Origin of the sequence: Arcanobacterium sp. S3PF19 (assembly GCF_000758825.1) — a bacterium.
Taxonomy (GTDB): domain Bacteria; phylum Actinomycetota; class Actinomycetes; order Actinomycetales; family Actinomycetaceae; genus Arcanobacterium_A.
In genome coordinates this window covers 274,682-298,055 of sequence record NZ_JRMX01000013.1, presented here as the reverse complement: position 1 = coordinate 298,055, position 23,374 = coordinate 274,682, and the positions used below count along the sequence as shown (strand labels likewise).

Here is a 23,374-nt window from a genome sequence, read left to right as displayed (position 1 = left end):
CGCCCCGGCGTAAATGAAGCAAATCAGGAGTAACGACGCTCCATTTCCGCCTCGATTTCTTCAATCGAAAGGTCGGAGGTTTCCGGCATCCACCGCCAGAGCGCGAGGAACACGAACACATTCACTATTCCGTACACAAGATACGTCACGCCACCGCCGAGATGAGCCATCATTACCGGGAAAGTCCAGGTGATAACGGCATTTACAATCCACATGAAGAAAACGGCACTTCCGTTTGCAACCCCGCGCACCGAGGAGGGGAACATCTCCCCCAGCATGGTCCATACCACCGGTCCGTTGGAAGACTGCACAACGAGCATAAATACACCCATCATCGTCAAAATGGCGAAAGCGGCCCATGTGGGAGGCACCGTGCCCGCCACCATATACGGATGAATGAAGAAGCTGAAGAGCACGGCAATCACAAACATGCAGATGCTCACGCACGCAATACACGTCATCAGAATCGAACGGCGGCGGAAGCGGTACACCAGATACAGACCGAATACCGATCCGATCACCGACATCACGCCGTTTGCAACCTGTGCCGTGATTGCCGCCGAAGTATCCATGCCCGCATACTCCAGCACCTTGGGCGCGTAATACATCACCGTATTCACACCTGTGAGCTGATTGGACGCGGCAAGAAGCAGACCGACGGCAAAAAGTTTGCGCAGCCAGGGAGTGGCAAGAATATCGCTGAATTTTCCGGTCTTTCTGCTTTCGGAGCTGTGCGCAAATTCAAACATCTCGCCGATTTCCTGCTCCACGGGATCATCGAGATGGGTGCGTACACGCTTCAGCGCGCCTATGGATTCCACATACTTTCTGTTTGCCATGTACCAGCGCGGAGACTCGGGCATCAGGCGCATTCCCAGCCAGAGGAAGATGGCCGGAATGGTGCACAGAACCAGCATGTAGCGCCACATATTGCCGTTGCCCCCGGAGAACACAAGGGAATTGATCCAGGACTGATAATCGGCGGCGGGCATCTTGTCTGCCATTACCGCAATTTCATGCCAGGCATGGGAGCCGGCAGTAATCAGACCCTGGGGATCTTTTGTGACTTCCACTGTCGGGCCGCCCGCAACACCGTTGATGATTGCATTGAAGGCGAACGCCGCCAGCTGCCCGGTCACGATCATCAGCTGATCGATGGCCACGATTGTGCCGCGCACGCGCTTGGGCGCCACTTCCGCCAGATAGACGGGAACGGTTGCCGAAGCACCGCCGACAGCCACGCCCAGCACAAAACGTGCCACATACATCAGTACCAGATTCGGCGAGGCAGCCGTGCCCAAAGCACCGATAATGAAGATAACAGCCAGCAGAAGCAGATTATGCCTTCTGCCGTAGCGGTCCGAAAGCCGGCCGCCAAAGAGCGCACCGAAAGCCGCGCCGATCAGCAGGCAGGCGCCCACCAGACCTTCTTCCCAGGGGGAAATGTGCAGCCCTCCGCCGCTTTCAATCATCTGCATATACGGCAGTGCCCCGGATATAACGCCCGTGTCATATCCGAACAGGAAAGACCCCAGTGTTGCCACCGCCGCAATTAAACCGATTCCGCAGTGCTTGCCGGACATCGGCGTCTTGGCGGTTAGATCCGTGATCTTTTCTTTCGTCATCTTTTCGCCGTGACTCATTCCAACTCCTAACTTATTTCTCAAATGTGGTCGGAACCGATACCTGCCGCACGGTTTCCCATGCTCCCGAAGAAACGGAACGCACCATTGCATCCCCTACTTCCGCAGCGGCCCAACCGTCACCCACGCTTGGCGCATTCTGCGCCCCGTCGATAACAGACGACACAAACTGCGCGGCCTCCACCGCTTTCATGTCGTCAAAACCCATTGACGTTCCCGCACCCGGCTGGAAACGGAGGAAATTCGGAAAGTCCGGCCCGGCCATTACCCGCTTGTAGCCGGTAAATTCCCGATCTTTCGCCAGGCAGACCCACAGGTCGTTGAGGAATTCAAAATTCCAGCGCAGTGAACCTTCCGTGCCGTAAATTTCCACAATATATTCCGCACGCGGACCGTTGGCCACACGCGAGCTCTCCAGCGTGCCGATCGCGCCGGCGGAAAGCTCGATCAGCGCCGCCACGTAATCTTCGTTGTCGACTTTCCCCTTCCGGTCCGAAACTTCCCAACCGGTATGCCCCACTCCTTCTTTTGTCGGAATCGGACGTTCATTGATGAAAATACCGGTAGATGCGCACAGGCGGGAAATTCTGTCTCCCAGGATGTACTGAATCAGATCCGCACCGTGGCACATCAGATCGGGAATCACGCCCGCGCCTGCGCGCTTCGTATCATAACGCCACGTGAGCGGCCCGTCCGGATTTGAAGCGTAGTCGGCAATCAGCCAGGCACGCACGTTCGTGATCCGCCCGATGCGTCCCGCACGCACAATCTCCCGCGCCTTTTCGACAGCCGGAGTGTGCCGGTAATTGAACCCGACTGCGGTGGCAACTCCCGCTTTCTGCGCGGCCAGGGCGATCTGCGCCGATTCTTCGGCACAGACACCCATCGGCTTTTCAATCCAAAACGGTTTTCCTGCGGCAGCGGCGGCCAGGGCGATTTCTTTATGCAGAAAATTCGGGGCGCAGATGGAAACGATGTCCACCTGCGGGTCGGCCATTACCTCCCGGTAATCGGAAACAGCTTTTTTGTAGCCAAGTTCTTCCACTGCGATTCTGCGGTTTTCTTCCTGCGCATCGCAGGCCGTAAAAAGTTCGGTCTGTACATTCAGCTCCGGGAAACGCTCCGCGAGCTGCTTATAGCTGCGCGTATGAAGCCGCCCCATCCATCCCAGGCCGATTAGACCCACTTTTAATGTCTTCTTTGACATTAGTTCCTCCATCATGCAATGTGCTGCGAGTTACAATGTGCCGTGAATTACACAGCACATCCTCATACTAAAATCTTGTCCGCACAATTTCAAGCCTTTGATAATACATTCTTTAAATTGCTTTATTTCAGGGGTTTTGCGGAAACGGAAAAACGATTAAAACTAACTTTTCCAAAATAAAGTGATTAGCGTCTATTTTTTGACATATCTTTTGTAACCCATGTAAGCATCTTGGTATATTGTAAGTGGTTCTAAAACACAGTGAGGTGCCGGGCGCCGCACTGGAGCTCGACACTTCCGTTACCGAAGGGAGCTCAAAATGATGAACCGGAAAGAACTTACATTTACCGCGGCACCTGCAGTTGAATTCGTGGATTTGTGCAGCGCGGATACCAAGCCCGAAACCGACACGCGCGTTGCGTTCGCCTACTGCGTTACGCTTGCCGTGCTCGTGCTGATGGCGCTTGTTACATTCGTGGGCGTGGCGCTGAATGCTGCCGCACTGCCCGTTGCCGCAGGACTCGGAAGTGTGATTCTCGTGCCGTTTATGGCATTTCAGGTGCTGGCCGCAAAGCTCACCCGATAAACAGAAAGTTTGTACGGCATAGCTTTGCCCCCAACAAAGCAGCCCTCAGAACCGATAAGGCTCTGGGGCTATTTTTTACCCAAAACAGCTTCGTCTTTGACCCAAATACTTTCGGCTGCTCCGGCTTCTCCCGGCCGTTCCTCCGCCTTCGCGCGGTTTCATTTCCCGCACCCCCTTTACACCCACCCCCTTCCCGCAGTTTCGCCCCCTCCCCCTGATTTTTCGGCAGTGTTTTTTCTGCGCCGGCGGACTTCCCGCTCTTTGGCGTAAACACCGAAGCGCCCCGGCGGGCGGTAAAACGGAGAGCGTCCGGGGCAAAATAAGTAAGAACATTTATTTGATAAGAATTTACAAATGATAAGCAGGGGGTATAATGTTAGGTAATGTAAAGCCACAGCGCCGGGCTTTCGCACGAGGCTGTGCAACTTCCGTAAAATCCGTTCCGTCCCATATTCTGTAAGGAGAAATGATGGTCTGCATTCCCAAAACGATGAAAGCGGCAGTTCTTCGCGATCCGAAAATCGGTCTGCGCGTTGAAGAGATAAAAACACCTACGCCGAAATCAGGAGAAGTACTGGTCAAAGTGGCGGCATGCGGAATGTGCCATTCCGATCTGCACGTAATCCACGGCAAAATCGCCTTCCCGCTGCCCTGCGTGCTCGGGCACGAAGTAGCCGGGGAAATTGTGGCACTGGGACCGGACAACGAATACACCGGGCTTGCCGTCGGACAGAAAGTTGCCGGCGCGTTCCTTATGCCGTGCGGAAAATGCGAAGCGTGCGCCCGCGGACGCGACGATCTTTGCGGACCGTTCTTCGATCTGAACAGAATCCAGGGCAAACTCTATGACGGCACAACCCGTCTTGCGGGTACGGACGGCGAAGAAATCGCCATGTACTCGATGGGCGCACTCGCCGAATACTGCGTAATCCCCTCCACTTCGGTTGCCCCCGTATCGGAGAAAATCGACCTCACCAAGGGAGCCATTCTCGGCTGCGCCGCCCTCACGGGATACGGAGCCGTACGGAGAGGCGCAAACCTGCAGTTCGGTGAGACAGTGGCAGTGGTTGCCACCGGTGGAGTGGGATCCAACATTATCCAGATTTCCAAGGCGTTCGGAGCGGCAAAGATCATCGCCATCGATATCTCCGACGAAAAGCTGGAAGCCGCCAAGGCGTTGGGCGCCACACACACCGTAAACTCGCTGAAGGAGAACGTGCGCGAAACGGTATTCTCCATGACCGACGGACGCGGCGTAGACGTGGCATTTGAGGCTCTGGGCAATCCTGCCACATGGAAATCCGCGCTCGACGCGCTCAGCGACGGCGGCCGTCTCGTGGCAATCGGCCTCGGCGCGGGAGTCCAGGAAGCGGGCGTGGAAATCAACAGGACTGTTCGCCGTTCACAGCGCATTATCGGCAGCTACGGCGCACGCACCCGTACCGACCTTCCGGCAGTGGTGGAGATGGCGGCAAAGGGCTTCATCAACTACAAAGAAATCGTAACCGAGCGCTTCCGTTTGGAAGACGCGAACGAGGGATACCAAAAGCTGGCGAAGGGTGAGATCCTCGGGCGCGCAATCGTGGATATGTCGCTCTGATTTTCTTAACTTTCATTGCCGCATTTATCCCGGGAAGCATGTGCCAAAATCCGCTTCCCGGGATAATTCTGCCCCTGCGGTATTTGCGCGTACCGCAGGGCGCACGTTCCACGCTGTTTTATCCGTAATTCCACTGCGCTGCCTATACCCGCACTGCCTTATCGCAGTGCAGGCTTATCGCCGGCGCTTCCTTACTGCCAACGCGGCGCACCGGCTTTGCACACCGGCTGCACGTTTGCCGATAAATAAAACGCTGCGGTGAAAATGTTTTCACAAATTGCCCCGGCATTCGAAACACCGCCCAAAACCGCGGAAAATAGGCGTTTTTGGGCACGGCTGCGCGCGCGGAAACGCTTAGCTGCGCCCCGTTTCAGATACCGGTACACGGGAATTTCCGTAGCAGCCGGGCATTAATGTAATATGTGAGCTGGGGTTACACTGCTTCAATCCATTCGTTCGCAACGAATCGGCAAAACGGTCCGACCCCCAAATTTGTGTATCATGCATTTTCTGCGAACGGGCGAATCCGAGTTTTCCGTCCGCACCGGTGCCTGCTGTTCTAGGAGAACATTTATGCTAATCGGTTTCTTACTTTCGCTGGCCACGATCGTCGTCGTCGCCTATTTTATTTTTCATCACTACCATCCGCAGACCGTTCTGATTTTCTCCGGCCTGTTCATGCTTCTGTGCTCCATCCCGCTGTCGATGAAGCCCCTGATGGACGAAAAAACCACCACGGGCAGCGCCCTGCTTGACGTCTTCGACCAAATCCGCGCCACGTTCGGACATCTGGGAGCGGAACTCGGACTGATCATTATGGCCGTGGGCGGATTTTCGCTGATTATGGACCGTGTGGGCGCCTCCGAGGCTCTGGTAAACATCGCCACAAAACCTCTGTCCAAAATCAACAAACCCTATATCGTTCTTGCTTCCACATATATTCTGGCCCAGTGCCTGTGTCTGATTATCCCCTCCGCGGCCGGGCTGGCCATGCTGCTGATGGTGACCGTTTATCCGCTGCTGCGCTCCCTGGGGATTTCAAAACTTTCCGCAACCGGCGTGATCGCCACGGGAAGCTGTCTGGATCTCGGACCGGCGTCGTCCAACGCCAATATGTCTGCCCGGATTTCCGGCATGAGCGTGCAGGAATACTTCATCAACTATCAGCTTCCCGTATCGCTGGTCGTGGTTGTCTCGGTATTCATCATGCACTATTTCGTGCAGCGTCACTTCGACCGTAAGGAAGGCACCACCCCGGACAGAGCCGACTGGGACGAAATCCACGCCGAACTGGCGGGCATGGACAAAAAGGGCGGGGAAACCGCTTCGCAGGCACAGAAAGAAACCGCTGCTACGGCTGTGAAAAAAGAACATTCCGTGCCCAAACTCTACGCACTTTTGCCCTTCACGCCTCTCGTTCTGCTGATCGTCTTCTCCCCGTTCGTAGTGACCACAATCAAGATGAACGTTGCCACCGCCATGATCCTCTCCGGTCTGCTTGCCGTGATCTGCGAAATGATCCGCTACCGCTCCTTCGACCGCGGCTCAAAAGCCCTGGGCATATTCTTTGAGGGCATGGGACACCAGTTCGTAAATATCGTAACCCTGATCGTCGGCGGGCAGATGTTTGCCGCCGGCCTGACACAGCTCGGCTTTATCTCGTTTATCGTGAACGGCACACAGAAGCTGAACACAGGCGCGATCCCCGTAACCATCGTTATGACACTGATTATTTTCCTTGCCGCCGTGCTTACGGGCTCGGGAAATGCCCCCTGGTTTGCATTCTCCGAACTTACGCCGGGAATCGCCAAGCCGCTGGGAGTCGATACGGTATTTCTTGCCCAGCCGATGGAGCTGGCCTCGGGCATCGGACGGTCTATGTCGCCCATCGCCGGCGTGGTAATCGCCGTGGCGGGTCTGGGCAACGTTTCGCCCGTAGACCTGGTAAAACGTACGGTTCCGGTAATGATTCCCGCATATTTCATTATGCTCATTGCCTCGATCGTATGGGATTACGCCCTGAAACTTATGTTCTGACCCGCAATTTGCCCCGGAAGCTGCTTTCCGGGGCAATAACCTTTTCCCCAACCGAAGAAGTTAAAACTGGAGGTAAAAATGTCAGCATTATCTGCGGATACTGCACAGTTAATCACCGAAAAGACGGACGGCCTCGCCGACCGCCTGATTGAATGGCGGCGCGATTTCCACGCCTATCCCGAACTGGGATGGATGGAATACCGCACTACCTCGATTATTATCAACGAACTGAAAAAAATGGGCTATGACGTCCTCTACGGCAAAGACGCCTGCAAAGAAGACGAGCGCATGGGACTGCCCTGCGCGCAGGAAGACGAAGAAGCCGTTGCCCGTGCCCTGAAAGAAGGCGCGGACCCCGAGCTGCTCAAAGAAATAAAAGGCGGACACACGGGAGCCGTTGCCATTTTGAAGAACGGCGACGGACCGGTGATCGGAATGCGTTTCGACATCGACGCCCTGCCGCTGCAGGAATTCAGCGACAGCGGATACTTCCCCGCCGACAAAGGATTCAACTCCAAGCATCCCTCCACCATGCACGCCTGCGGACACGATTCCCATATCACCATGGGATTGGGTGTTGCCCGCGTTATGGCCGAACTGAAGGATCGGTGGTCCGGAACTCTGAAGATTCTCTTCCAGCCTGCCGAAGAAGGGGTACGCGGAGCGAAATCGATGGTTAAGGCAGGTCACGTGGACGACGTGGATATTATGCTCGCCCAGCACGTATGGCCGCACGAGTTTGATACCGCCGACTACGCGCCCGGCTCCGGCGGCGCACTTGCCACCACCAAATACGACGTAAATATGAAGGGCCTTGCCGCACACGCATCCGGCGCACCCCAGAAGGGGAAGAATGCGCTGCTTGCCGCGTGCACGGCCGTACTGAATCTGTATGCCATCTCCCGTCATTCGGGCGGTTCGACCCGGGTATCCGTAGGAAAAATCGAAGCCGGAGACACCCGCAACATCGTTGCCGAGCACGCACACTTCGAAATGGAAGTACGCGGGCTGACCACGGAACTCAATGAATATATGGAGCGCAGGGCAAAAACCATCATTGACGCAGCGGCAAAAATGTATGAATGCGACTACGAGATTATCAGAATGGGCGAGGCAATTTCCCTGGACTCCGATCCCGATCTGATGCAGCAGATTGCCGACGCGGCAGATACCGTCGGCGTGCGGGCAAACGATCCGCACTGGGTGGAAATGACCGCATCGGAAGACTATGCCTTCATGATGAAGCGCGTGCAGGACAACGGCGGAAAAGCTTCGCTGCTCCTGATTTTCACTCCGTCCAAAGGCGGTCTGCACTCCGTGGAGTTCAGCGTGGATGAATCCGTGCTGACGAAAGGCGTGAAGGCAATCGTGGCATCCGCGGTTGCGCAGATGCCGGCGCGGTAACAAAACAATTTTGTCTGCTTTCTGCCCGGACGAAGCGGGAAACCGTTTCGTCCGGGCAGCCGTTTGCAAAGAAGTATAAACCGATCCCGAAATACATATAAAAATCTATCCCGGCATAAGGGGACAGTGCCGCCCGCGGCGGGCACTGCGCGGCACTAAAACCGCAGACCCGGTGTTTTTCCGCCTACTCCCACTCGATCGTGGCCGGCGGCTTTGACGTGCAGTCCAAAACGACCCTGTTAATCTGCGGCACTGTGTTTGTGATTCTGTTTGAAATTTTTGCCAGCAGTTCATAGGGCACGTGCGTCCAGTCCGCACTCATTGCATCTTCCGAGGAAACGGGACGGATCACTATCGGATGCCCGTAGGTGCGTCCGTCGCCCTGAACGCCCACGGAACGCACATCCGCCAGCAGCACCACCGGGCACTGCCAGATTTCACGGTCCAGACCCGCGGCAGTCAGTTCCTCGCGCACAATGGCATCGGCTTCCCGCAAAATATCCAGACGTTCGCGAGTCACTTCCCCGACGATCCGGATCCCCAGCCCCGGTCCCGGGAAAGGCTGACGCCAAACCAGTTTTTCAGGCAGCCCGAGTTCCAGTCCGATCGCGCGCACTTCGTCCTTGAACAGGTCACGCAGCGGCTCAATCAGCGCAAATTCCAAATCTTCGGGCAGCCCGCCCACGTTGTGGTGGCTTTTGATATTCGCCGTTCCGTCTCCGCCGCCCGATTCGACCACATCGGGATAGAGCGTGCCCTGCACCAGGAATTTAATTTCCGCTCCGTTCGCCCCGGCTTCCGCCACCAGACGCCGCTGCGCGGCTTCAAAAGAACGGATAAACTCCCTGCCGATAATTTTGCGTTTCTGCTCCGGGTCGCTCACGCCGCGAAGTGCCTCCAGAAACCGCCGGGACTCGTCAACCGCAAGGATTTTCATGCCCCGGGCGCCGGCATAGTCTTTGATTACCTGTTCGGCTTCACCTTTTCTCAGCAGTCCGTGATCCACAAACACACACGTAAGCTGGTCTCCGATCGCCCGATGCACCAGCGCGGCGGCAACGGAGGAATCCACGCCCCCGGAAAGGGCACAGATCACGTGGGCGCTGCCCACCCGGGCACGGATTTTTGCAATCTGGTCTTCAATAATTCCCGAAGAATCCCAGTTCGGCTGCAGATGCGCACCCCTGCGCAGAAAGTTTTCCAGCAGCGCACTGCCGTTTTTGGAATGTACGACCTCCGGATGCCACTGCACACCGTAAAATCCCCTCTGCGGATCTTCAAACGCCGCCACCTGCGCGCCCGGCGTCGTCGCCGTCACGGTGAACCCGCACGGAGCCTTCGATACCGCGTCTCCGTGACTCATCCAGACTTCATCCGTCCCTTTGGCCGCGCCGCATAAAATCCCGTCGGCCACAATGTCTGCCTGCGTTGCGCCGTATTCGCGTTTCCCGGTATGCGCTACCGTGCCTCCCAATGCCTGCGCCATCTGCTGAAAACCGTAGCATATGCCGAGTACGGGCACGCCCGCCGACAGCAGCGCCGGATCCAGTTTGGGCGACCCGGGGGCATACACCGACGCCGGACCGCCGGAAAGAATAATCGCAGCCGGATTTTTCGCCAGAATTTCCTCCGCCGGCCGAGAATGGGGCACCAATTCCGAATAAAAACCGACATCACGCACACGCCGCGCAATTAACTGCGCATATTGCGCACCATTATCCACAACCACTACCGGGCGAATCTCATTTTTATTCACCCTTACAGAGTAGCGAAAATTTTCCTCCGGAGACAACCGCCGCCGGCGCGAGGCGCAGGCCGGACCCTGCGCGGACCGGGGCATCAAAGACCCCGCATCCGATTCCGCCCGTCATCCGGGGGCGGATATACAGGCAAGTCCGCGCCGGGAACGGAAATTCATCTCCCTGCCCGTATACGGATCTGAGAAAGACAGTTCCTGTGCCAGAAGCTGCAGCCGGTAGGGGCGGGAGGCCTGTTCGCCAAGCGTCATTGCCCGCGGATACAGAGGATCGCCGCAGATCGGCACACCAAGGTGGTTCATCACCGCCCGCAGCTGGTGAAGATATCCCGTGTGCGGATGAAGCTCGTAAAGTCCGATCCCGCCGGCTGCCGTTTTAAAAGTGATATCGGTAACGGACCGGGAAACCGATATTCCGGCAGGCAGCGGCGTTCCCTCTTCCCATACCTCCACGTTTGGCTGCCCGGAGGGACGGTACAGATTCAGAATATATCTGCCCCGCACACCGGGCGGGAAATCCCCGTGAGGCGCAGCGGCCGCCAGATACGTTTTCGAAACTTGACGCCGGTCGAATAACTGCTGGTAGGCGCGCCGGCATTCATATTTTTTAATCAGCAGCACGAGACCCGCCGTTTCCAGGTCAAGACGGTGGGCACAGACAATATCGTCGTTACCGAACTGGCGCCGCGCGGCAACGGTCACGGTCTGCGCCACGTGCGAACCGCGGGGAATTGTTGCCATCCCATGCGGTTTGTCTATCACCGCGATCCGTTCGTTTTCAAACACCACAGGCAGCGTAAGCGGCTCGGGCGGCTCGTCTTTTACCGGCCGAAACACCCAGATCCGCGCTCCCGCCCGATAAGGCTCTCTGCCCGAGAGAACCGCGCCGCAGTCGGCGGTAAAATCCCCGCGCGCAAAAGCCGACCGCGCTTCCTGCCCGAAGCTGTCTGTCGCCCACTGCGCCAAAGTCTGCCAGGAACCGGCGGGAAGTTTAACCCGGGCGGCATTGATCCCATTGCGCAGCGGCGGCTGCATCTCCCGCCGGCGCAGGGCCCTGCGCCGGCTGCGCGGTGTACGTTTCACGCGGTTCGCCTCCCCGGATCCCGTTTCTGTTTCTCTTCCCCCGGTCGGTATTTTACAGTGCGCGGGCCCGAATTTCGGACCGTATTGCCCGCGGCAAAGTGAAATACCGCCGATTTTCCCGTTCTGCAAAGAAAAATGCACCCGGGCGTGCCAGAATTAGAGCGTTCGCATCGATGCTCTATGGAAGGACTTATTTTGACTAAGAGCCTCTGTTTAACGGCCATCGAGGGAAATGTGGGAACGGCCCCGATCACTCTCGCAATGGCAGAACAATTAAAGCAAAATTATCCCAATTTAACCGCTTTCCGTCCTTTTACACCCGGCAGAATCGAAGACGACTGCGCATTTAGGGCCCTTTTGGCCAAACTTGGCAAAGAAGCCGACCTCGACCGCGCGTGGGGCACCACCTACGGCGAATTGCTCGCGGATGAGGAAGCGGCAATGGATACACTGGTGAAACGATATTTTGAGTACGTCGGAAAAGACGATGCCGTGCTGATCCTGGGGCACGCGGACGGAGATCCGGTCTATCCGGGGCTCGTTGCGCGTATCGGACGCACGGCAGCCAATCTGGGCACCACGGTCATGCCGATTTTCTCCGGCACGCTGCGCGGCACTGAGGAAATCAAAACCGTTTCGCACATCGTAACGCGCGAACTTAGCGCCGCACACGCCCCGGTTACCGGTGCCGCCGTGCTGAACCCGCCCGCGGATTTCGCTCCCGAGCTGCCGGAAAACTGCACACACGGGCAGATCATCACCTGCTGTGCGGAAAAGCCGGATCTTTCCGCCGCAGACAGCGAAATTCTGAAAGCGGCCATGGAATATGAATCCGCCGTGATGACACCCGTGCGTTTCACCGCGTCTCTGACGGCACGCGCCAAAGCCGACCGAAAGCGGATCGTGCTGCCCGAGTCCGAAGACGACCGCGTGCTGAAGGCAGCTGCCGAGGTACTGCGCCGCGGCGTGGCAGACATAATTCTGCTCGGTGAGGAAGATGCGGTTGCAAAGCGTGCCGAAGAGCTGAACCTGGATTTGGGCGATGCCACTGTTGTGCGCACCGACGACCCTGCCCTGCTGGAGAAATATGCCACGGAATTTGCCCGGCTGCGCGCCCGCAAAGGTGTCACCTACGAGCAGGCATACGCAAAAGTCCAGGACGTGTCCTATTTCGGTACGATGATGGTTCACATGGGAGACGCGGACGGCATGGTCTCGGGGGCCGCACATACCACCGCACACACAATTGTGCCGTCTTTCCAGATCATTAAGACCAAACCGAACGCCGATATTGTTTCTTCGTGCTTCCTGATGCTCATGGCGGACAGGGTTTACGTTTACGGCGACTGCGCCGTAAACACGAATCCCACACCCGAACAGCTCGCTTCAATCGCCGTGTCCTCTGCGGAAACGGCAGCCCGCTTCGGCGTAACTCCGCGTGTGGCGATGCTTTCGTATTCCACGGGCACTTCCGGAAAAGGCGTGGACGTGGATGCCGTTGTGCAGGCCACCGAACTCGCCTGGGCAAAAGCACCCGATCTTCTCCTGGAAGGTCCGATTCAGTACGATGCCGCCGTGGACTGCGCGGTTGCCGCGGCAAAACTGCCGGGCTCACCCGTGGCGGGAAAGGCCAACGTGTTTATTTTCCCGAGTCTGAATGCGGGCAACATCGGTTACAAGGCCGTGCAGCGTTCGGCGAAGGCAGTCGCCGTGGGCCCGATTCTGCAGGGACTGAACAAACCGGTAAACGACCTTTCCCGCGGGGCACTGGTAGAAGATATCGTCAACACCGTGGTAATCACGGCAATCCAGGCACAGAATTAACGCTCTGCGGCACAAATAACAATCCAAAGGAAAAACATTGACAGTACTAGTAATTAATTCCGGTTCTTCATCCATTAAATATCAGCTGGTCAATCCGGAGAGCGGAGAATCGCTGTGCACGGGTCTGGTGGAGCGGATCGGTGAGGAAATCGGCCACTACGAGCATAAATACAACGGAAAAGTCACGGAGGCAACCGAACCGATCGCCGATCACGGCGTGGGGCTGCGCAAAGTGCTGGAATTCTTCGATACGGTCGGTCCACACCTGGCCGAATCGGATATCAAAGCCGTGGGACACCGCGTGGTGCAGGGAGGAAAGTATTTTGACCGGGCCGCACTGGTCGACGATGCCGTTCAGGCACGGATTAAACAGCTCTGCCCGCTTGCTCCCCTGCACAACCCGGCAAATCTCAGAGGTATCGAGGTAGCGCGGGAGCTTCTTCCCGACGTGCCCCATGTGGTGGTATTCGATACCGCGTTCTTCCAGCAGCTGCCGGACGAGGCGGCAACGTACGCCCTGAACCGCGAGATTGCAGAAAAATATGAGATTCGCAGATACGGGGCACACGGAACTTCGCACAAATTCGTTTCCGAAACCGTAACCAAAATTCTTGGGCGCACAGACCTGAAACAGATCGTGCTTCATCTGGGCAACGGAGCTTCCGCTTCCGCGGTGGTAAACGGCCGCGCGGTGGATACCTCGATGGGGCTGACTCCGCTTGAGGGCCTGGTTATGGGAACGCGCACCGGGGATATTGACCCGGCTGTCGTATTCCATCTGCAGCGCGAGGCAAAAATGGACTGCGAAAGCGTAGACCGCCTGTTCAACAAGGAATCCGGGCTGAAAGGCCTGGCGGGCGACAACGATATGCGCATGGTCTGGAAGAAAGTCGATGACGGAGAGCGAAACGCAATTGAGGCAATTGAGGTTTATGTTCACCGTCTGGTTCACTACATCGGCGCGTACACGGCCGTGATGGGCGGCTTGGACGTTGTCACATTCACGGCGGGAGCCGGTGAGAACGACAGCCGTCTGCGGGCACGTGTACTCGACCGTCTGGCACCTTTCGGCGTGAAATACGATGCGGAAAAGAACGCTGTGCGCGCAAAAGAAGCACGTGAAATTTCCACTGCGGATTCCGCTGTGAAGGTTTATGTTGTTCCGACAAACGAAGAACTGGCCATTGCCCGACAGGCAATGGAACTGATTCAATAAGGGATCGGCGGGCCGGACTTCGTTTCCGGCTCTCCGGCCCGCCGTCCTCCCCTTCCCGCATGCTGCGCGGGCAGCCGGCAGACTGTGAACTTTGCGCCGCCCGCCCTGCGGGAATCGGCCGCTCTCTTTTTCCTCTCTATTCCCCTCCCCCCCCCGAAAGGACCGTCATGAGCATCGAAATCATCGAAAATGCAACTCCCGAATTGGAGGAGGCTTTCGCCCGTCTTATTCCCCAGCTTTCCGGTTCTTCCACGCCCATGAATCTTGCCCGGTTGGAAGAATTTCTTTCCCAGCCGCATATTTATCTGCTGGTTTGCCGCCGGGAAGAAAATTCCGGGGGAAAAATGCCGATCCTGGGAATGCTCACTCTCGTTACTTTTGAAATTCCCACCGGGCGGCGCGCCTGGATTGAGGACGTGGTTACGGATGCAGATGCCCGCGGACAGGGTGTGGGACGGGAACTGGTGGAAGCCGCTGTGGAACTGGCGGAAAAACTGGATGTTAAATCCATTGACCTCACCTCCCGCCCGAACCGCGAGGCGGCAAACCGTCTCTACCGCCGCTGCGGATTCGCAGCGCGGGAAACCAATGTTTACCGATACGCCGGCCCAAAGCGGAACTGAAAACAGACACCGCACTGCCATATACCCGCATTGACGGCCTGCTTTGCCGCAGCGCCGCGTCCTGCCGTGCCCTGCCACAGTGTTGACGGCCGTGCTTCGCGAAAGACAGCCCGGTGTATGCCGAGACGGCCGTAGCCTGCATTGCCGCCCGCCGGCGGCGGCAGATTCCCGCATTGGATTTCTCCGCAATGCGGGACATATCTTTCAGCGGTGTTCCACGGCTACCGGAACACGCTGAAACTCTTTTACGTCCGAATAACCCGTCATGGCCATTGCCTGACGCAAAGCCCCCACAAGATTTGTGGTTCCCGAAGCATCCAGAGAAGGACCGTTGATAATCTGTTCCAGCGGCGCAACAGTGCCTACATGAACTCTTTCCCCCCGCAGCAGATGCCGGTGGTGTGCCTCGGCTCCCCAATGATAGCCGGCACCCGGCGCCTCGCTGCAGCGCGCCAACACCGTTCCCAGCATTACTCCGTCCGCGCCGCAGGCAATCGCCTTAATTAAATCTCCGGAAGTCGATATCTGCCCATCGGCAATGACGTGCACATATCTGCCTCCGGTTTCGTCCATGTATTCCCTGCGTGCGGCGGCAACGTTTGCCACTGTTGTGGCCATCGGCACCGCAACACCCGCCGTGCGGCGGTTGGCCGTGGTGGCGCCTCCCCCGAATCCCGCCAGCACTCCCGCAGCGCCCGTACGCATTAAATGCAGTGCAGCCGTATATGAGGCAACTCCGCCGACCACAACCGGAACGTCAAGCTCATAGATAAAACGTTTCAGATTCAGCGGCTCACGGTTTGAAGAAACGTGCTCCGCCGAAACGGTCGTTCCCCGGATTACAAAGAAATCCACTCCCGCTTCCACTACCGTATGCCAATACTCCTGCGTTCTGGCAGGGGAAAGCGCGCCCGCCACCGGAACTCCCGCATCTCTGATCTGCGCCAGTCTGGACGTGATCAGCTCGGGTTTAATCGGTTCACTGTATATTTCCTGCATTCGCGCAAAACCGGAAGACTCCTTCAGAGAAGCAATTTCTTCGAGATAAGGCTGCGGATCTTCGTAACGCGTCCAGATCCCTTCCAAATCCAATACGCCCAGCAGACCCATCTTCCCCAGCATAATCGCCGTTTGCGGAGAAATAACAGAATCCATCGGCGCACCGATGATCGGCGCTTCCAACAGATGTGCATCAAGCTGCCAGCTTACGGACACATCGGCCGCATCGCGGGTACGGCGTGAAGGCACCACCGAAATATCGTCAAACGAATATCCGACGGTGGCTCTTTTCCCTCTGCCGATTTCTATTTCATTGTCCATCCGCGTTCTCCTGCCCGAAAACCTGCCAAAATTCTATTCACCATTAAGCCTAGCGCATTGTTCCGCAGGATTTTAATTTCCACCCGCCGCACCGGATCCGCCGCCGAGCATACCGGGCACAGTCCGCAAATCCGCTTTCCGCGGTCCGTAGGCAAAACCGTGGCCCACCCGGCGCGGGACGGTAAAACCCACGGAGAAGGATACTATGATTGGATCATCAGAAAACGAAAACTCCGGACGGAGAACTATGTGGCACAATAAAGCGTTTGTCGGCTTCGACACCGAAACAACCGGCGTTAATCCCCTCACTTCCCGAATCGTTACCGTTTCGGTGATAATCGACGGCGGAGATTTTACCGAGAAATACTACCGGCTTGCCGACCCCGGAATACCAATCCCCAAAGCGGCTTCGGATATTCACGGAATTACCACGGAAAAGGCACGGGAAGAAGGGCAGCCGGCACAGGAGGTCCTCACTCTGGCGGCCGATCTCCTGGCAGAGCAGATGAAAGCGGGAAATCCCGTTGTCGCTTTCAACGCCTGCTACGATTTAACTCTCTTAAACCGGGAGTTGGACCGGCACGGCCTGCCCTCACTGGAAACGCGTATCGGGCACCGGATCGCGCCCGTCTTGGACCCCTATCTGCTGGATAAAGCCGCAGACCGCTACAGACGGGGAAAACGCACTTTGGAAGCGGTGGCGAAACATTACGGAGTGTGGGAAAACGATGCGTTCCACAACGCGGAAGCGGACGTGCTCGCCACTTTGCGCGTGTTGAAAGCAATCCTGAAACGTTATCCGCAGCTGCAGGAACAGGATTTTGACAGTTTAATGAAGATTCAGGAAACAATCCATCTCGACACCGCCGAATACTTCCGTAAACGGGCACAGGCAACGGGAAGAGCATATACGCAGCCGGTAGGATGGCCGATTTCAAAATAAAACGGGCAGCCCGGGGCAAAACAGACAGAGAGCAAAACTGTGAAGGCAAACTCCGCATGTTCCCTTCACGCACAGCCGGGTGTTCGGTGTTGCGGCATCTTCTGCCGCAACACCGAACACCCGGCTGTTTCTTTTATCTTTCCGAAGATTTCGTTTCGCTCAGTTACGCTGCGAAGCGGAATAATTGGGAGCCTCCACCGTCATCTGCACATCATGGGGATGGGATTCGCGCAGTCCCGCAGCGGTAATCCGCACAAATCTCCCTTTCTCCTGCAGCTGCGCAATCGTTCGGGCACCCGTATAAAACATCGTCTGATGCAGACCGCCGATCAGCTGGTACACAACCGAACTCAAAGAACCGCGGTAAGGCACCTGCCCCTCAATTCCCTCGGGAATGATCTTGTCGTCTGTGGATACGTCCGCCTGGAAATAGCGGTCTTTGGAATAAGATGTGCGCCCGCGCGAACTCATTGCCCCCAAAGACCCCATTCCGCGATAATTCTTGAACTGCTTTCCGTTCACAAATACCAGCTCTCCGGGCGATTCCTCGCATCCGGCAAGCAACGAGCCCAGCATAACCGAGGAAGCCCCTGCCACCAGCGCTTTTCCGATATCACCCGAATACTGCAGACCGCCGTCGGCAATCACGGGAACACCTGCCGGGCGGCACGCCTGTGCGGCCAGATAAACCGCCGTCACCTGCGGCACACCGACTCCCGCAACGACACGCGTGGTACAGATCGACCCCGGTCCGACACCGACTTTCACCGCATCCACTCCCGCGTCTACCAGAGCCCGGGCGCCCTCGCGTGTCGCCACATTGCCGCCGATAACGTCGATTCCGGCAAATCCCGAATCGTGTTTGATGCTTTCTATCATCTGCAAAGCCAGTTTTGCCTCGCCGTTGGCGGTGTCCACCACCAGCACGTCCACGCCCGCTTCGGCCAGGGCCTGCGCCCGCTGCCGGGAATCTCCCCAATAACCGATTGCCGCTCCCACACGCAGTCTGCCGCCGGCATCTTTTGTTGCATGGGGATACTGCTGCGACTTCACAAAATCTTTTACCGTGATCAGACCGGCCAGTTTCCCGTTTTCGTCTACCAGCGGAAGTTTTTCAATTTTATTCTTTGCCAGCAGCTCCGTCGCTTCCTTCGCGGAAATACCGACTTTCCCGGTTACCAGCGGCATAGGCGTCATAACTTCGCGCACACGCAGCGTGTCCCACTTTTCTTCGGGAATAAAACGCAGATCGCGGTTGGTGATAATCCCCAGCAGCACATTGGACGCATCGACAACCGGCAGACCGGACACGCGGTATTTACCGCAGAGACGGTCCAGATCCGAAATTGTGGCCTGCGGATTGACGGTAACCGGATCGGAAACCATCCCCGATTCGGAACGCTTCACAATCCTAACCTGATTGGCCTGATCGGCAATCGACAGATTTCTGTGCAGAATCCCCAGGCCGCCCTGCCGGGCCATCGCGATCGCCATCTGCGATTCCGTCACGGTGTCCATTGCCGCCGACAAAAGCGGTAACTGTACATTGATATTCCGTGTAAGCTGCGTTGAGGTATCCACTTCGGAAGGAATTACGTCTGTTTCGTTGGGCAGAAGCAGAACGTCGTCATACGTTAAGCCCACGAGACCAAAGGGATTATTTTCATTCACGGCTGAAACTCATTTCTTTTATTCGGCTAGCAGTTGCTTTAATTATAGTAACCCGAAGGAATTTATCCCCCTTGCCCGCGTGAATGTGTACATCTGCACAGCCCGCAAAAATCCGCTTTCCCCGCCCCCACGGTCCTTGCAAAATGCCGTCCCGGACAGTAATCTAAAAATGGAATCTCTCTAAAGAAGATCTTTCGGTTTATGAAAGGCATATGTTTGGCCGTGCAGATAAGAAACGTTCAGAAAACACCCTTGGATTTTTGGTCCTGGCAGCGGCACGGAAAATGCAACACCATGGATCCCGAGCTGTTTTTTCACCCCGAGGGGGAACGCGGCGGCCCCCGGCGCCGGCGCATAGAATACGCAAAATATATTTGCCGGCAATGCCCGGTAATCGGCGAATGCCGGCAGTATGCCCTTCTTCACCGCGAGCCGTACGGCGTATGGGGAGGACTGTCGGAAGAAGAAAGAAGCGGAATTCTGCGCACGGAAAACCGGACGCACGCCAGCTCATCCAATTTACCACATTCCGGCAATGTGAAACCGTACCGAAAAAACCGGCAGGCGTCCGGCAGCATCGACTCTCCCGCGATGTAAACTTCGCGCACGGGCCGCGGCGGCGGAAGTGCCGCCGCGGCCGTTTGCTACCGATGTTCCAGCTTTGCCAGAACTTCTCTGTGCGCTTGCATTATCTCCTCCGGCAGATCCCTGAACGCACTCAGATGTTCTTCACGGCGGGCCATCTCCGTTTTCCATTTCGCCTCATCAATATGCAGCAGGCGCTCCAAATCGGCGGCGGAGATATCCATTCCCGTCAGATTCAGTTCCGCCGGATCCGGCACGATTCCGACCGGCGTTTCCACACCTTTGGCACGCCCTTCCTTCAGATCCATCAGCCACAGCAGCGGGCGGATGTTATCGCGGTATCCCGGCCAGATAAAACGTCCGTCCGTATCGCGCATAAACCAATTCACATGCGCGAAAATCGGCTTATGCCGCGCCGCACCGATGATCCTCAGCCAATGACGGGCATATTCCCCTTCGGGGTAGGACATAAACGGACGCATCGACATCGGATCGTAACGCAGCACGCCGTCCTTTCCTTCCGCCGCAAAAGTTGCTTCCGCACCCAGCGTCAGACCGTCATATACACCCTCGGGCAAAGAACGCAGGGCACGGATCAGCGGCTCGCGGTCGCGCACACGTCCGCCAAAAATGATCGCGTCAATCGGCACGCCCTCCGGACGTTCAAAATCCGGGGCCACGTTGGGCACATTTGCCAATGTCGTTGTGAAACGGGAATTCGGATGCGCCCAGGAATCCTCTTTCGCCCCGGAACGCTGCCTTTCCGCCGGCCGCTCGGAAATCAGCTGTCCTTTCCAGTCGCGCCAGCCCGTAACGTCGGCAGGAGGCTCGGGCGTGCGGCCCTCCCACCATACCTCATGGGTATTTTCGTTATAGGCAACATTTGTGAACAGCACTTTCGTACCGGGAGCAAGCGAGGCCAACGCAGTCGGATTGGTCGTTTCATTCGTGTCTTTTGCCACGCCGAAAGCACCGAACTCGGGATTCATACCGTACACGCGTCCGTCATCGGGATTCACCCACAGCCACACGATGTCGTCTCCGTAAAATTCAACGGTGTACCTCTCGCCCAAAGCGTCCGGGGGAAGCATCATCGCCAGATTTGTTTTCCCCGACGCCGAGGGGAAACCGCCGCAGATATGATATTTTCTGCCCGTCTTTCTGTCCGTAATTCCGATCAGCATAAACTGCTCGCCCAGGAACTTTTTCGACACCCACCCGTCGTAGGAAGCCAGGCGCAGACCATGCGCGATTTTACCCAGCAGGGCATTGCCGCCGTAGGAAGAACCGAAATGCAAAATTGTGCGCCGCGAGGCAACGGTCGCAAACAGACGCCGGTCGTGCGCGGTCCCCTGCCCCAAATTCTCCAGGTCGCCCGTAACGTGCACCGCGCGCACGAAATGATCGGGATCGGGCAGATTCTCCAGGTATTTCACTCCCACGCGCGCCATTCTGATCATGTGGTGCACAACGGTACGCGAATCCGTAAGCTCCACCCCGCGGGCGTATTTTTCCAGCGGGCAGCCGGGCGGCGACATTAAATACGGAATGACGTACATCGTTTTCCCGCGGGAAGCCCCGCGCATCCGCTCAATCTGAATTTTTTCCGTTTCCTCTGCGTCGCGCCAATTGTTGTAGAGCCCCGCATCCGCAGGGGAATCGGTAGCAACGACGGTGCGCTCTTCCGAGCGGGCCGTATCTTTCCAATAGGAGCGGGAGTAGTAGCGGTCTCCTTCGACCGGCAGAATCTCCCCTTCCGCCAACGATTCGGCAAGCAGACGGTCGTCGTCTTCGGCGTTAATTACCTCAATTTTCGCAGGCTGCGTGATCTGCGCCCACGTCTGCACGTATTCACGCACATAGGAATTGTGTATGCCCGCCTCGTCGAGGATCTGTTCCGGATTGTCCATTTTGCGTCCTTCTTCTCGGTTTATCATAGATAAATGTTTGGTTAACCGAACATTTATTATTCTATACGCAAAACTTTTTCCCGTGTGGCAATTCGGGCCCATGTCGCCGATTTCCCGCGCCCGCGGATAAAAAGGACAAAAAGTTGGGCAGAGACAAACATCCCTGCCCAACTTCGGAAAATTAACTACCGTTCCACAACCGCCAGTACATCACGCGCGGAAAGGATAATGTATTCATCCGTACCGTACTTTACCTCGGTACCTCCGTAACGCGAATAAATAACGGCGTCTCCGACTTTCACATCCAGCGGAACACGGTTGCCGTTGTCGTCAATCCGACCCGGTCCGACTGCAACGACATTGCCTTCCTGCGGCTTTTCCTGTGCACTGCCCGGAAGAACAAGACCCGACGCAGTAGTTTCTTCTGCTTCAACCTGCTTGATCACAATCCGATCTTCAAGCGGCTTAATGGAGACCGACATGCGTCTCCCCCTTCTCTAAACTCGATTTTCAGTTATGAATCCGACTTCGGACCTGCCGTCGCGGGGGTCGGGTCCGGCTGCCGGGAGCAGCTCTCGCTGCATACATATATAGGCTAAGACTATTTCCGGCACTCGGTCAATTCGAGTGCCAATTTTGTATAAAACATCGCTATGCGCGAACGCAGGCGCGCCGCACCGGGCATCATCGCACGCACCGGCCGGCGAAAATGCCAAAATGGTTCTGTGAGTATCGCCGCCCTTCTGCACCTGCCCTTGGGAGAACAGCTTCTGCGCGCACTTCCCAACGGGTACAGCCCGGAGGATGTGTTTAAACTTTCCGCCCGGCTGCGCGCAGACGGATATGCGGCAGAATACGTGAACGAAGCACTTACACAGCTGCGTCTGCGCACAAAAGCCGCGGAAAAATTCGGTTCGCTCGCCCGGTCCCTCCTCTACACGGCCGCCGGGCTGGAACAGGCAACAAGACTTTCCGTGGCCGCGGTTCACGCCCGCCGGTTTCTGGATTCCGGAATAAAGACGGTTGTGGATTTCGGCTGCGGAATCGGCGCGGATTCCTATGCTTTTGCAGACCTCGGACTGCACACCCGCTCTTTTGAAAAAGATCCCGACGCTGCCGCGGCAGCCCGGTACAATCTGCGTCGCTTCGGCAACGCATCGGTGTTTTGCGCAGACGGTTTCACCGCCGATCTGACTGCTTTCGGCGCAGAGGGAATATGGATCGATCCCGCACGGAGAAAAAACGCAATCCGCCTGAAAGACCCCGGGCATTGGATTCCGCCGCTGCCCCGGGCACTTGATCTGGCCGGGCGTTTTTCCGCCGCGGGAATAAAAACCGCGCCCGGGATTCCCTATTCGCATCTGCCCGAAAACTCCGCCGTGAGCTGGATCAGTGTTGACGGGGAGCTGCCGGAGGCCGTGATATGGACGGGAGCGGCCTGCCCTGCCCCGAAACGGGAAGCAGTGGTGATCCGAAACGGGCACACATACATATATGCCCCCTGCGAAGCACACGATCCGCGCACCGCGGCAAAAACGGTAACTCCCCGCGCACCCGGAAAATATATTTTCGAGCCCGACCCCGCCATTATCCGCAGCGGACAGATTTCCCGCCTCTGCACCGAATTTGGGCTTGCCCCCATATCCGACCAAATTGCCTACCTCAGCGGCGACGTGCCCGTTTCCACTCCTTTCTGCACCGCGTTTGAAGTGCTTTATACGGGAACGCTGAACATGAAAAAGACCGGAAAGATTTTACGGCAGATGGAAATCGGCATCCTGGAAATCAAAAAACGCGGCACGGATCTTCAGCCCGAAGCAATGCGCAAAGCGCTGCGCACCGATCCGCGCGCCCCGCATTCCGCCACTCTGTTTGCCACCCGGGTGATGGGAAAACACCGGGCAATAATTGCGCGGAGAATCCGAAAAGCGCCTAAGTGAGGTCCGCACCCGCCGCGGAAAAATAA

17 protein-coding genes and 1 pseudogene are annotated in these 23,374 nt (G+C 56.9%); 10 read left to right on the top strand and 8 right to left on the bottom strand.

Annotated elements, in window-relative coordinates:
• Nucleotides 1–23: 23 nt before the first annotated feature.
• Both HMPREF1631_RS04010 and HMPREF1631_RS04005 read right to left on the bottom strand, forming a co-directional pair.
• Entirely contained in the window at nucleotides 24–1,643 is a 1,620-nt protein-coding gene (locus HMPREF1631_RS04010) for an MFS transporter (protein WP_034232625.1), read from the bottom strand.
• A gap of 13 nt (nucleotides 1,644–1,656) precedes the next feature.
• Nucleotides 1,657–2,850 carry a Gfo/Idh/MocA family protein gene (locus tag HMPREF1631_RS04005; RefSeq protein ID WP_156956221.1) on the bottom strand — a complete coding sequence of 398 codons (1,194 nt, stop codon included), beginning with the start codon at nucleotides 2,848–2,850 and terminating at the stop codon, nucleotides 1,657–1,659.
• A 319-nt stretch (nucleotides 2,851–3,169) separates the two neighbouring features.
• Between HMPREF1631_RS04005 and HMPREF1631_RS04000 the strand changes: the two genes are divergently transcribed.
• From HMPREF1631_RS04000 to HMPREF1631_RS03975, 4 genes are all read left to right on the top strand, one after another.
• The gene (locus tag HMPREF1631_RS04000) at nucleotides 3,170–3,436 is read left to right on the top strand and encodes a hypothetical protein (RefSeq protein ID WP_034232622.1); all 267 of its coding nucleotides are present in this window, start codon (nucleotides 3,170–3,172) and stop codon (nucleotides 3,434–3,436) included.
• A gap of 490 nt (nucleotides 3,437–3,926) precedes the next feature.
• A complete protein-coding gene (locus tag HMPREF1631_RS03990; protein WP_034232854.1) occupies nucleotides 3,927–5,036 on the top strand; it encodes a zinc-binding dehydrogenase in 1,110 nt (369 codons plus the stop codon).
• A 573-nt stretch (nucleotides 5,037–5,609) separates the two neighbouring features.
• A complete protein-coding gene (gene dcuC, locus HMPREF1631_RS03980) occupies nucleotides 5,610–7,073 on the top strand; it encodes a C4-dicarboxylate transporter DcuC (protein WP_034232616.1) in 1,464 nt (487 codons plus the stop codon).
• Nucleotides 7,074–7,151: 78 nt separating this feature from the next.
• Nucleotides 7,152–8,477 carry an amidohydrolase gene (locus HMPREF1631_RS03975; protein WP_052047051.1) on the top strand — a complete coding sequence of 442 codons (1,326 nt, stop codon included), beginning with the start codon at nucleotides 7,152–7,154 and terminating at the stop codon, nucleotides 8,475–8,477.
• A gap of 184 nt (nucleotides 8,478–8,661) precedes the next feature.
• Here HMPREF1631_RS03975 and guaA read toward each other — a convergent pair whose 3' ends face one another.
• Together guaA and HMPREF1631_RS03965 are read right to left on the bottom strand one after the other, a co-directional pair.
• Nucleotides 8,662–10,218 carry a glutamine-hydrolyzing GMP synthase gene (guaA, locus tag HMPREF1631_RS03970; RefSeq protein ID WP_232215427.1) on the bottom strand — a complete coding sequence of 519 codons (1,557 nt, stop codon included), beginning with the start codon at nucleotides 10,216–10,218 and terminating at the stop codon, nucleotides 8,662–8,664.
• Nucleotides 10,219–10,344: 126 nt separating this feature from the next.
• The gene (locus HMPREF1631_RS03965; protein ID WP_156956220.1) at nucleotides 10,345–11,316 is read right to left on the bottom strand and encodes a pseudouridine synthase; all 972 of its coding nucleotides are present in this window, start codon (nucleotides 11,314–11,316) and stop codon (nucleotides 10,345–10,347) included.
• A gap of 195 nt (nucleotides 11,317–11,511) precedes the next feature.
• On the opposite strand from HMPREF1631_RS03965, the gene pta reads away from it, so the two are divergent.
• The 3 genes from pta to HMPREF1631_RS03950 all read left to right on the top strand — a co-directional run bounded on the left by pta (nucleotide 11,512) and on the right by HMPREF1631_RS03950 (nucleotide 14,979).
• Complete coding sequence (gene pta, locus HMPREF1631_RS03960) at nucleotides 11,512–13,140, top strand: phosphate acetyltransferase (protein ID WP_034232847.1); 1,629 nt, start codon at nucleotides 11,512–11,514, stop codon at nucleotides 13,138–13,140.
• A gap of 37 nt (nucleotides 13,141–13,177) precedes the next feature.
• The gene (locus HMPREF1631_RS03955) at nucleotides 13,178–14,356 is read left to right on the top strand and encodes an acetate/propionate family kinase (RefSeq protein ID WP_034232614.1); all 1,179 of its coding nucleotides are present in this window, start codon (nucleotides 13,178–13,180) and stop codon (nucleotides 14,354–14,356) included.
• Between the two features lie 167 nt (nucleotides 14,357–14,523).
• Nucleotides 14,524–14,979, top strand: coding sequence for a GNAT family N-acetyltransferase (locus tag HMPREF1631_RS03950; RefSeq protein ID WP_034232613.1), 456 nt, complete (start codon nucleotides 14,524–14,526; stop codon nucleotides 14,977–14,979).
• A gap of 204 nt (nucleotides 14,980–15,183) precedes the next feature.
• Here the strand turns inward: HMPREF1631_RS03950 and HMPREF1631_RS03945 are convergent, their stop codons facing one another.
• The gene (locus HMPREF1631_RS03945) at nucleotides 15,184–16,299 is read right to left on the bottom strand and encodes a GuaB3 family IMP dehydrogenase-related protein (protein WP_034232611.1); all 1,116 of its coding nucleotides are present in this window, start codon (nucleotides 16,297–16,299) and stop codon (nucleotides 15,184–15,186) included.
• Nucleotides 16,300–16,504: 205 nt separating this feature from the next.
• Here HMPREF1631_RS03945 and HMPREF1631_RS03935 point away from each other — a divergent pair, with 205 nt between their 5' ends.
• On the top strand, nucleotides 16,505–17,242 hold the full coding sequence (locus tag HMPREF1631_RS03935) for an exonuclease domain-containing protein (RefSeq protein WP_156956219.1): 738 nt from the start codon (nucleotides 16,505–16,507) through the stop codon (nucleotides 17,240–17,242).
• Between the two features lie 159 nt (nucleotides 17,243–17,401).
• Here the strand turns inward: HMPREF1631_RS03935 and guaB are convergent, their stop codons facing one another.
• Nucleotides 17,402–18,913: an IMP dehydrogenase gene (gene guaB, locus HMPREF1631_RS03930; protein WP_034232605.1), complete on the bottom strand. Its 1,512-nt coding sequence runs from the start codon at nucleotides 18,911–18,913 to the stop codon at nucleotides 17,402–17,404.
• A 201-nt stretch (nucleotides 18,914–19,114) separates the two neighbouring features.
• On the opposite strand from guaB, the pseudogene HMPREF1631_RS07235 reads away from it, so the two are divergent.
• Nucleotides 19,115–19,420, top strand: a pseudogene (locus HMPREF1631_RS07235) (WhiB family transcriptional regulator); the annotation flags it as partial.
• A gap of 137 nt (nucleotides 19,421–19,557) precedes the next feature.
• Here HMPREF1631_RS07235 and HMPREF1631_RS03920 read toward each other — a convergent pair.
• Nucleotides 19,558–21,408, bottom strand: a complete 1,851-nt coding sequence (locus HMPREF1631_RS03920; protein ID WP_034232603.1) for a phosphoenolpyruvate carboxykinase (GTP) — start codon at nucleotides 21,406–21,408, stop codon at nucleotides 19,558–19,560.
• A 185-nt stretch (nucleotides 21,409–21,593) separates the two neighbouring features.
• Nucleotides 21,594–21,890: a co-chaperone GroES gene (gene groES / locus HMPREF1631_RS03915; RefSeq protein ID WP_034232601.1), complete on the bottom strand. Its 297-nt coding sequence runs from the start codon at nucleotides 21,888–21,890 to the stop codon at nucleotides 21,594–21,596.
• A 243-nt stretch (nucleotides 21,891–22,133) separates the two neighbouring features.
• On the opposite strand from groES, the gene HMPREF1631_RS03910 reads away from it, so the two are divergent.
• Nucleotides 22,134–23,348, top strand: coding sequence for a class I SAM-dependent methyltransferase (locus tag HMPREF1631_RS03910; protein WP_034232599.1), 1,215 nt, complete (start codon nucleotides 22,134–22,136; stop codon nucleotides 23,346–23,348).
• Nucleotides 23,349–23,374: the final 26 nt, after the last annotated feature.

Bases quoted from the DNA above. Each gene is read 5' to 3' on its own strand.
- HMPREF1631_RS04010 (WP_034232625.1), bottom strand. From the start codon at position 1,643: ATGAGTCACGGCGAAAAGATGACGAAAGAAAAGATCACGGATCTAACC.
- HMPREF1631_RS03990 (WP_034232854.1), top strand. From the start codon at position 3,927: ATGAAAGCGGCAGTTCTTCGCGATCCGAAAATCGGTCTGCGCGTTGAA.
- dcuC (WP_034232616.1), top strand. From the start codon at position 5,610: ATGCTAATCGGTTTCTTACTTTCGCTGGCCACGATCGTCGTCGTCGCC.
- HMPREF1631_RS03975 (WP_052047051.1), top strand. From the start codon at position 7,152: ATGTCAGCATTATCTGCGGATACTGCACAGTTAATCACCGAAAAGACG.
- HMPREF1631_RS03945 (WP_034232611.1), bottom strand. From the start codon at position 16,299: ATGGACAATGAAATAGAAATCGGCAGAGGGAAAAGAGCCACCGTCGGA.
- HMPREF1631_RS03935 (WP_156956219.1), top strand. From the start codon at position 16,505: ATGATTGGATCATCAGAAAACGAAAACTCCGGACGGAGAACTATGTGG.
- HMPREF1631_RS03950 (WP_034232613.1), top strand. From the start codon at position 14,524: ATGAGCATCGAAATCATCGAAAATGCAACTCCCGAATTGGAGGAGGCT.
- HMPREF1631_RS03920 (WP_034232603.1), bottom strand. From the start codon at position 21,408: ATGGACAATCCGGAACAGATCCTCGACGAGGCGGGCATACACAATTCC.
- groES (WP_034232601.1), bottom strand. From the start codon at position 21,890: ATGTCGGTCTCCATTAAGCCGCTTGAAGATCGGATTGTGATCAAGCAG.
- HMPREF1631_RS04005 (WP_156956221.1), bottom strand. From the start codon at position 2,850: ATGTCAAAGAAGACATTAAAAGTGGGTCTAATCGGCCTGGGATGGATG.
- HMPREF1631_RS04000 (WP_034232622.1), top strand. From the start codon at position 3,170: ATGATGAACCGGAAAGAACTTACATTTACCGCGGCACCTGCAGTTGAA.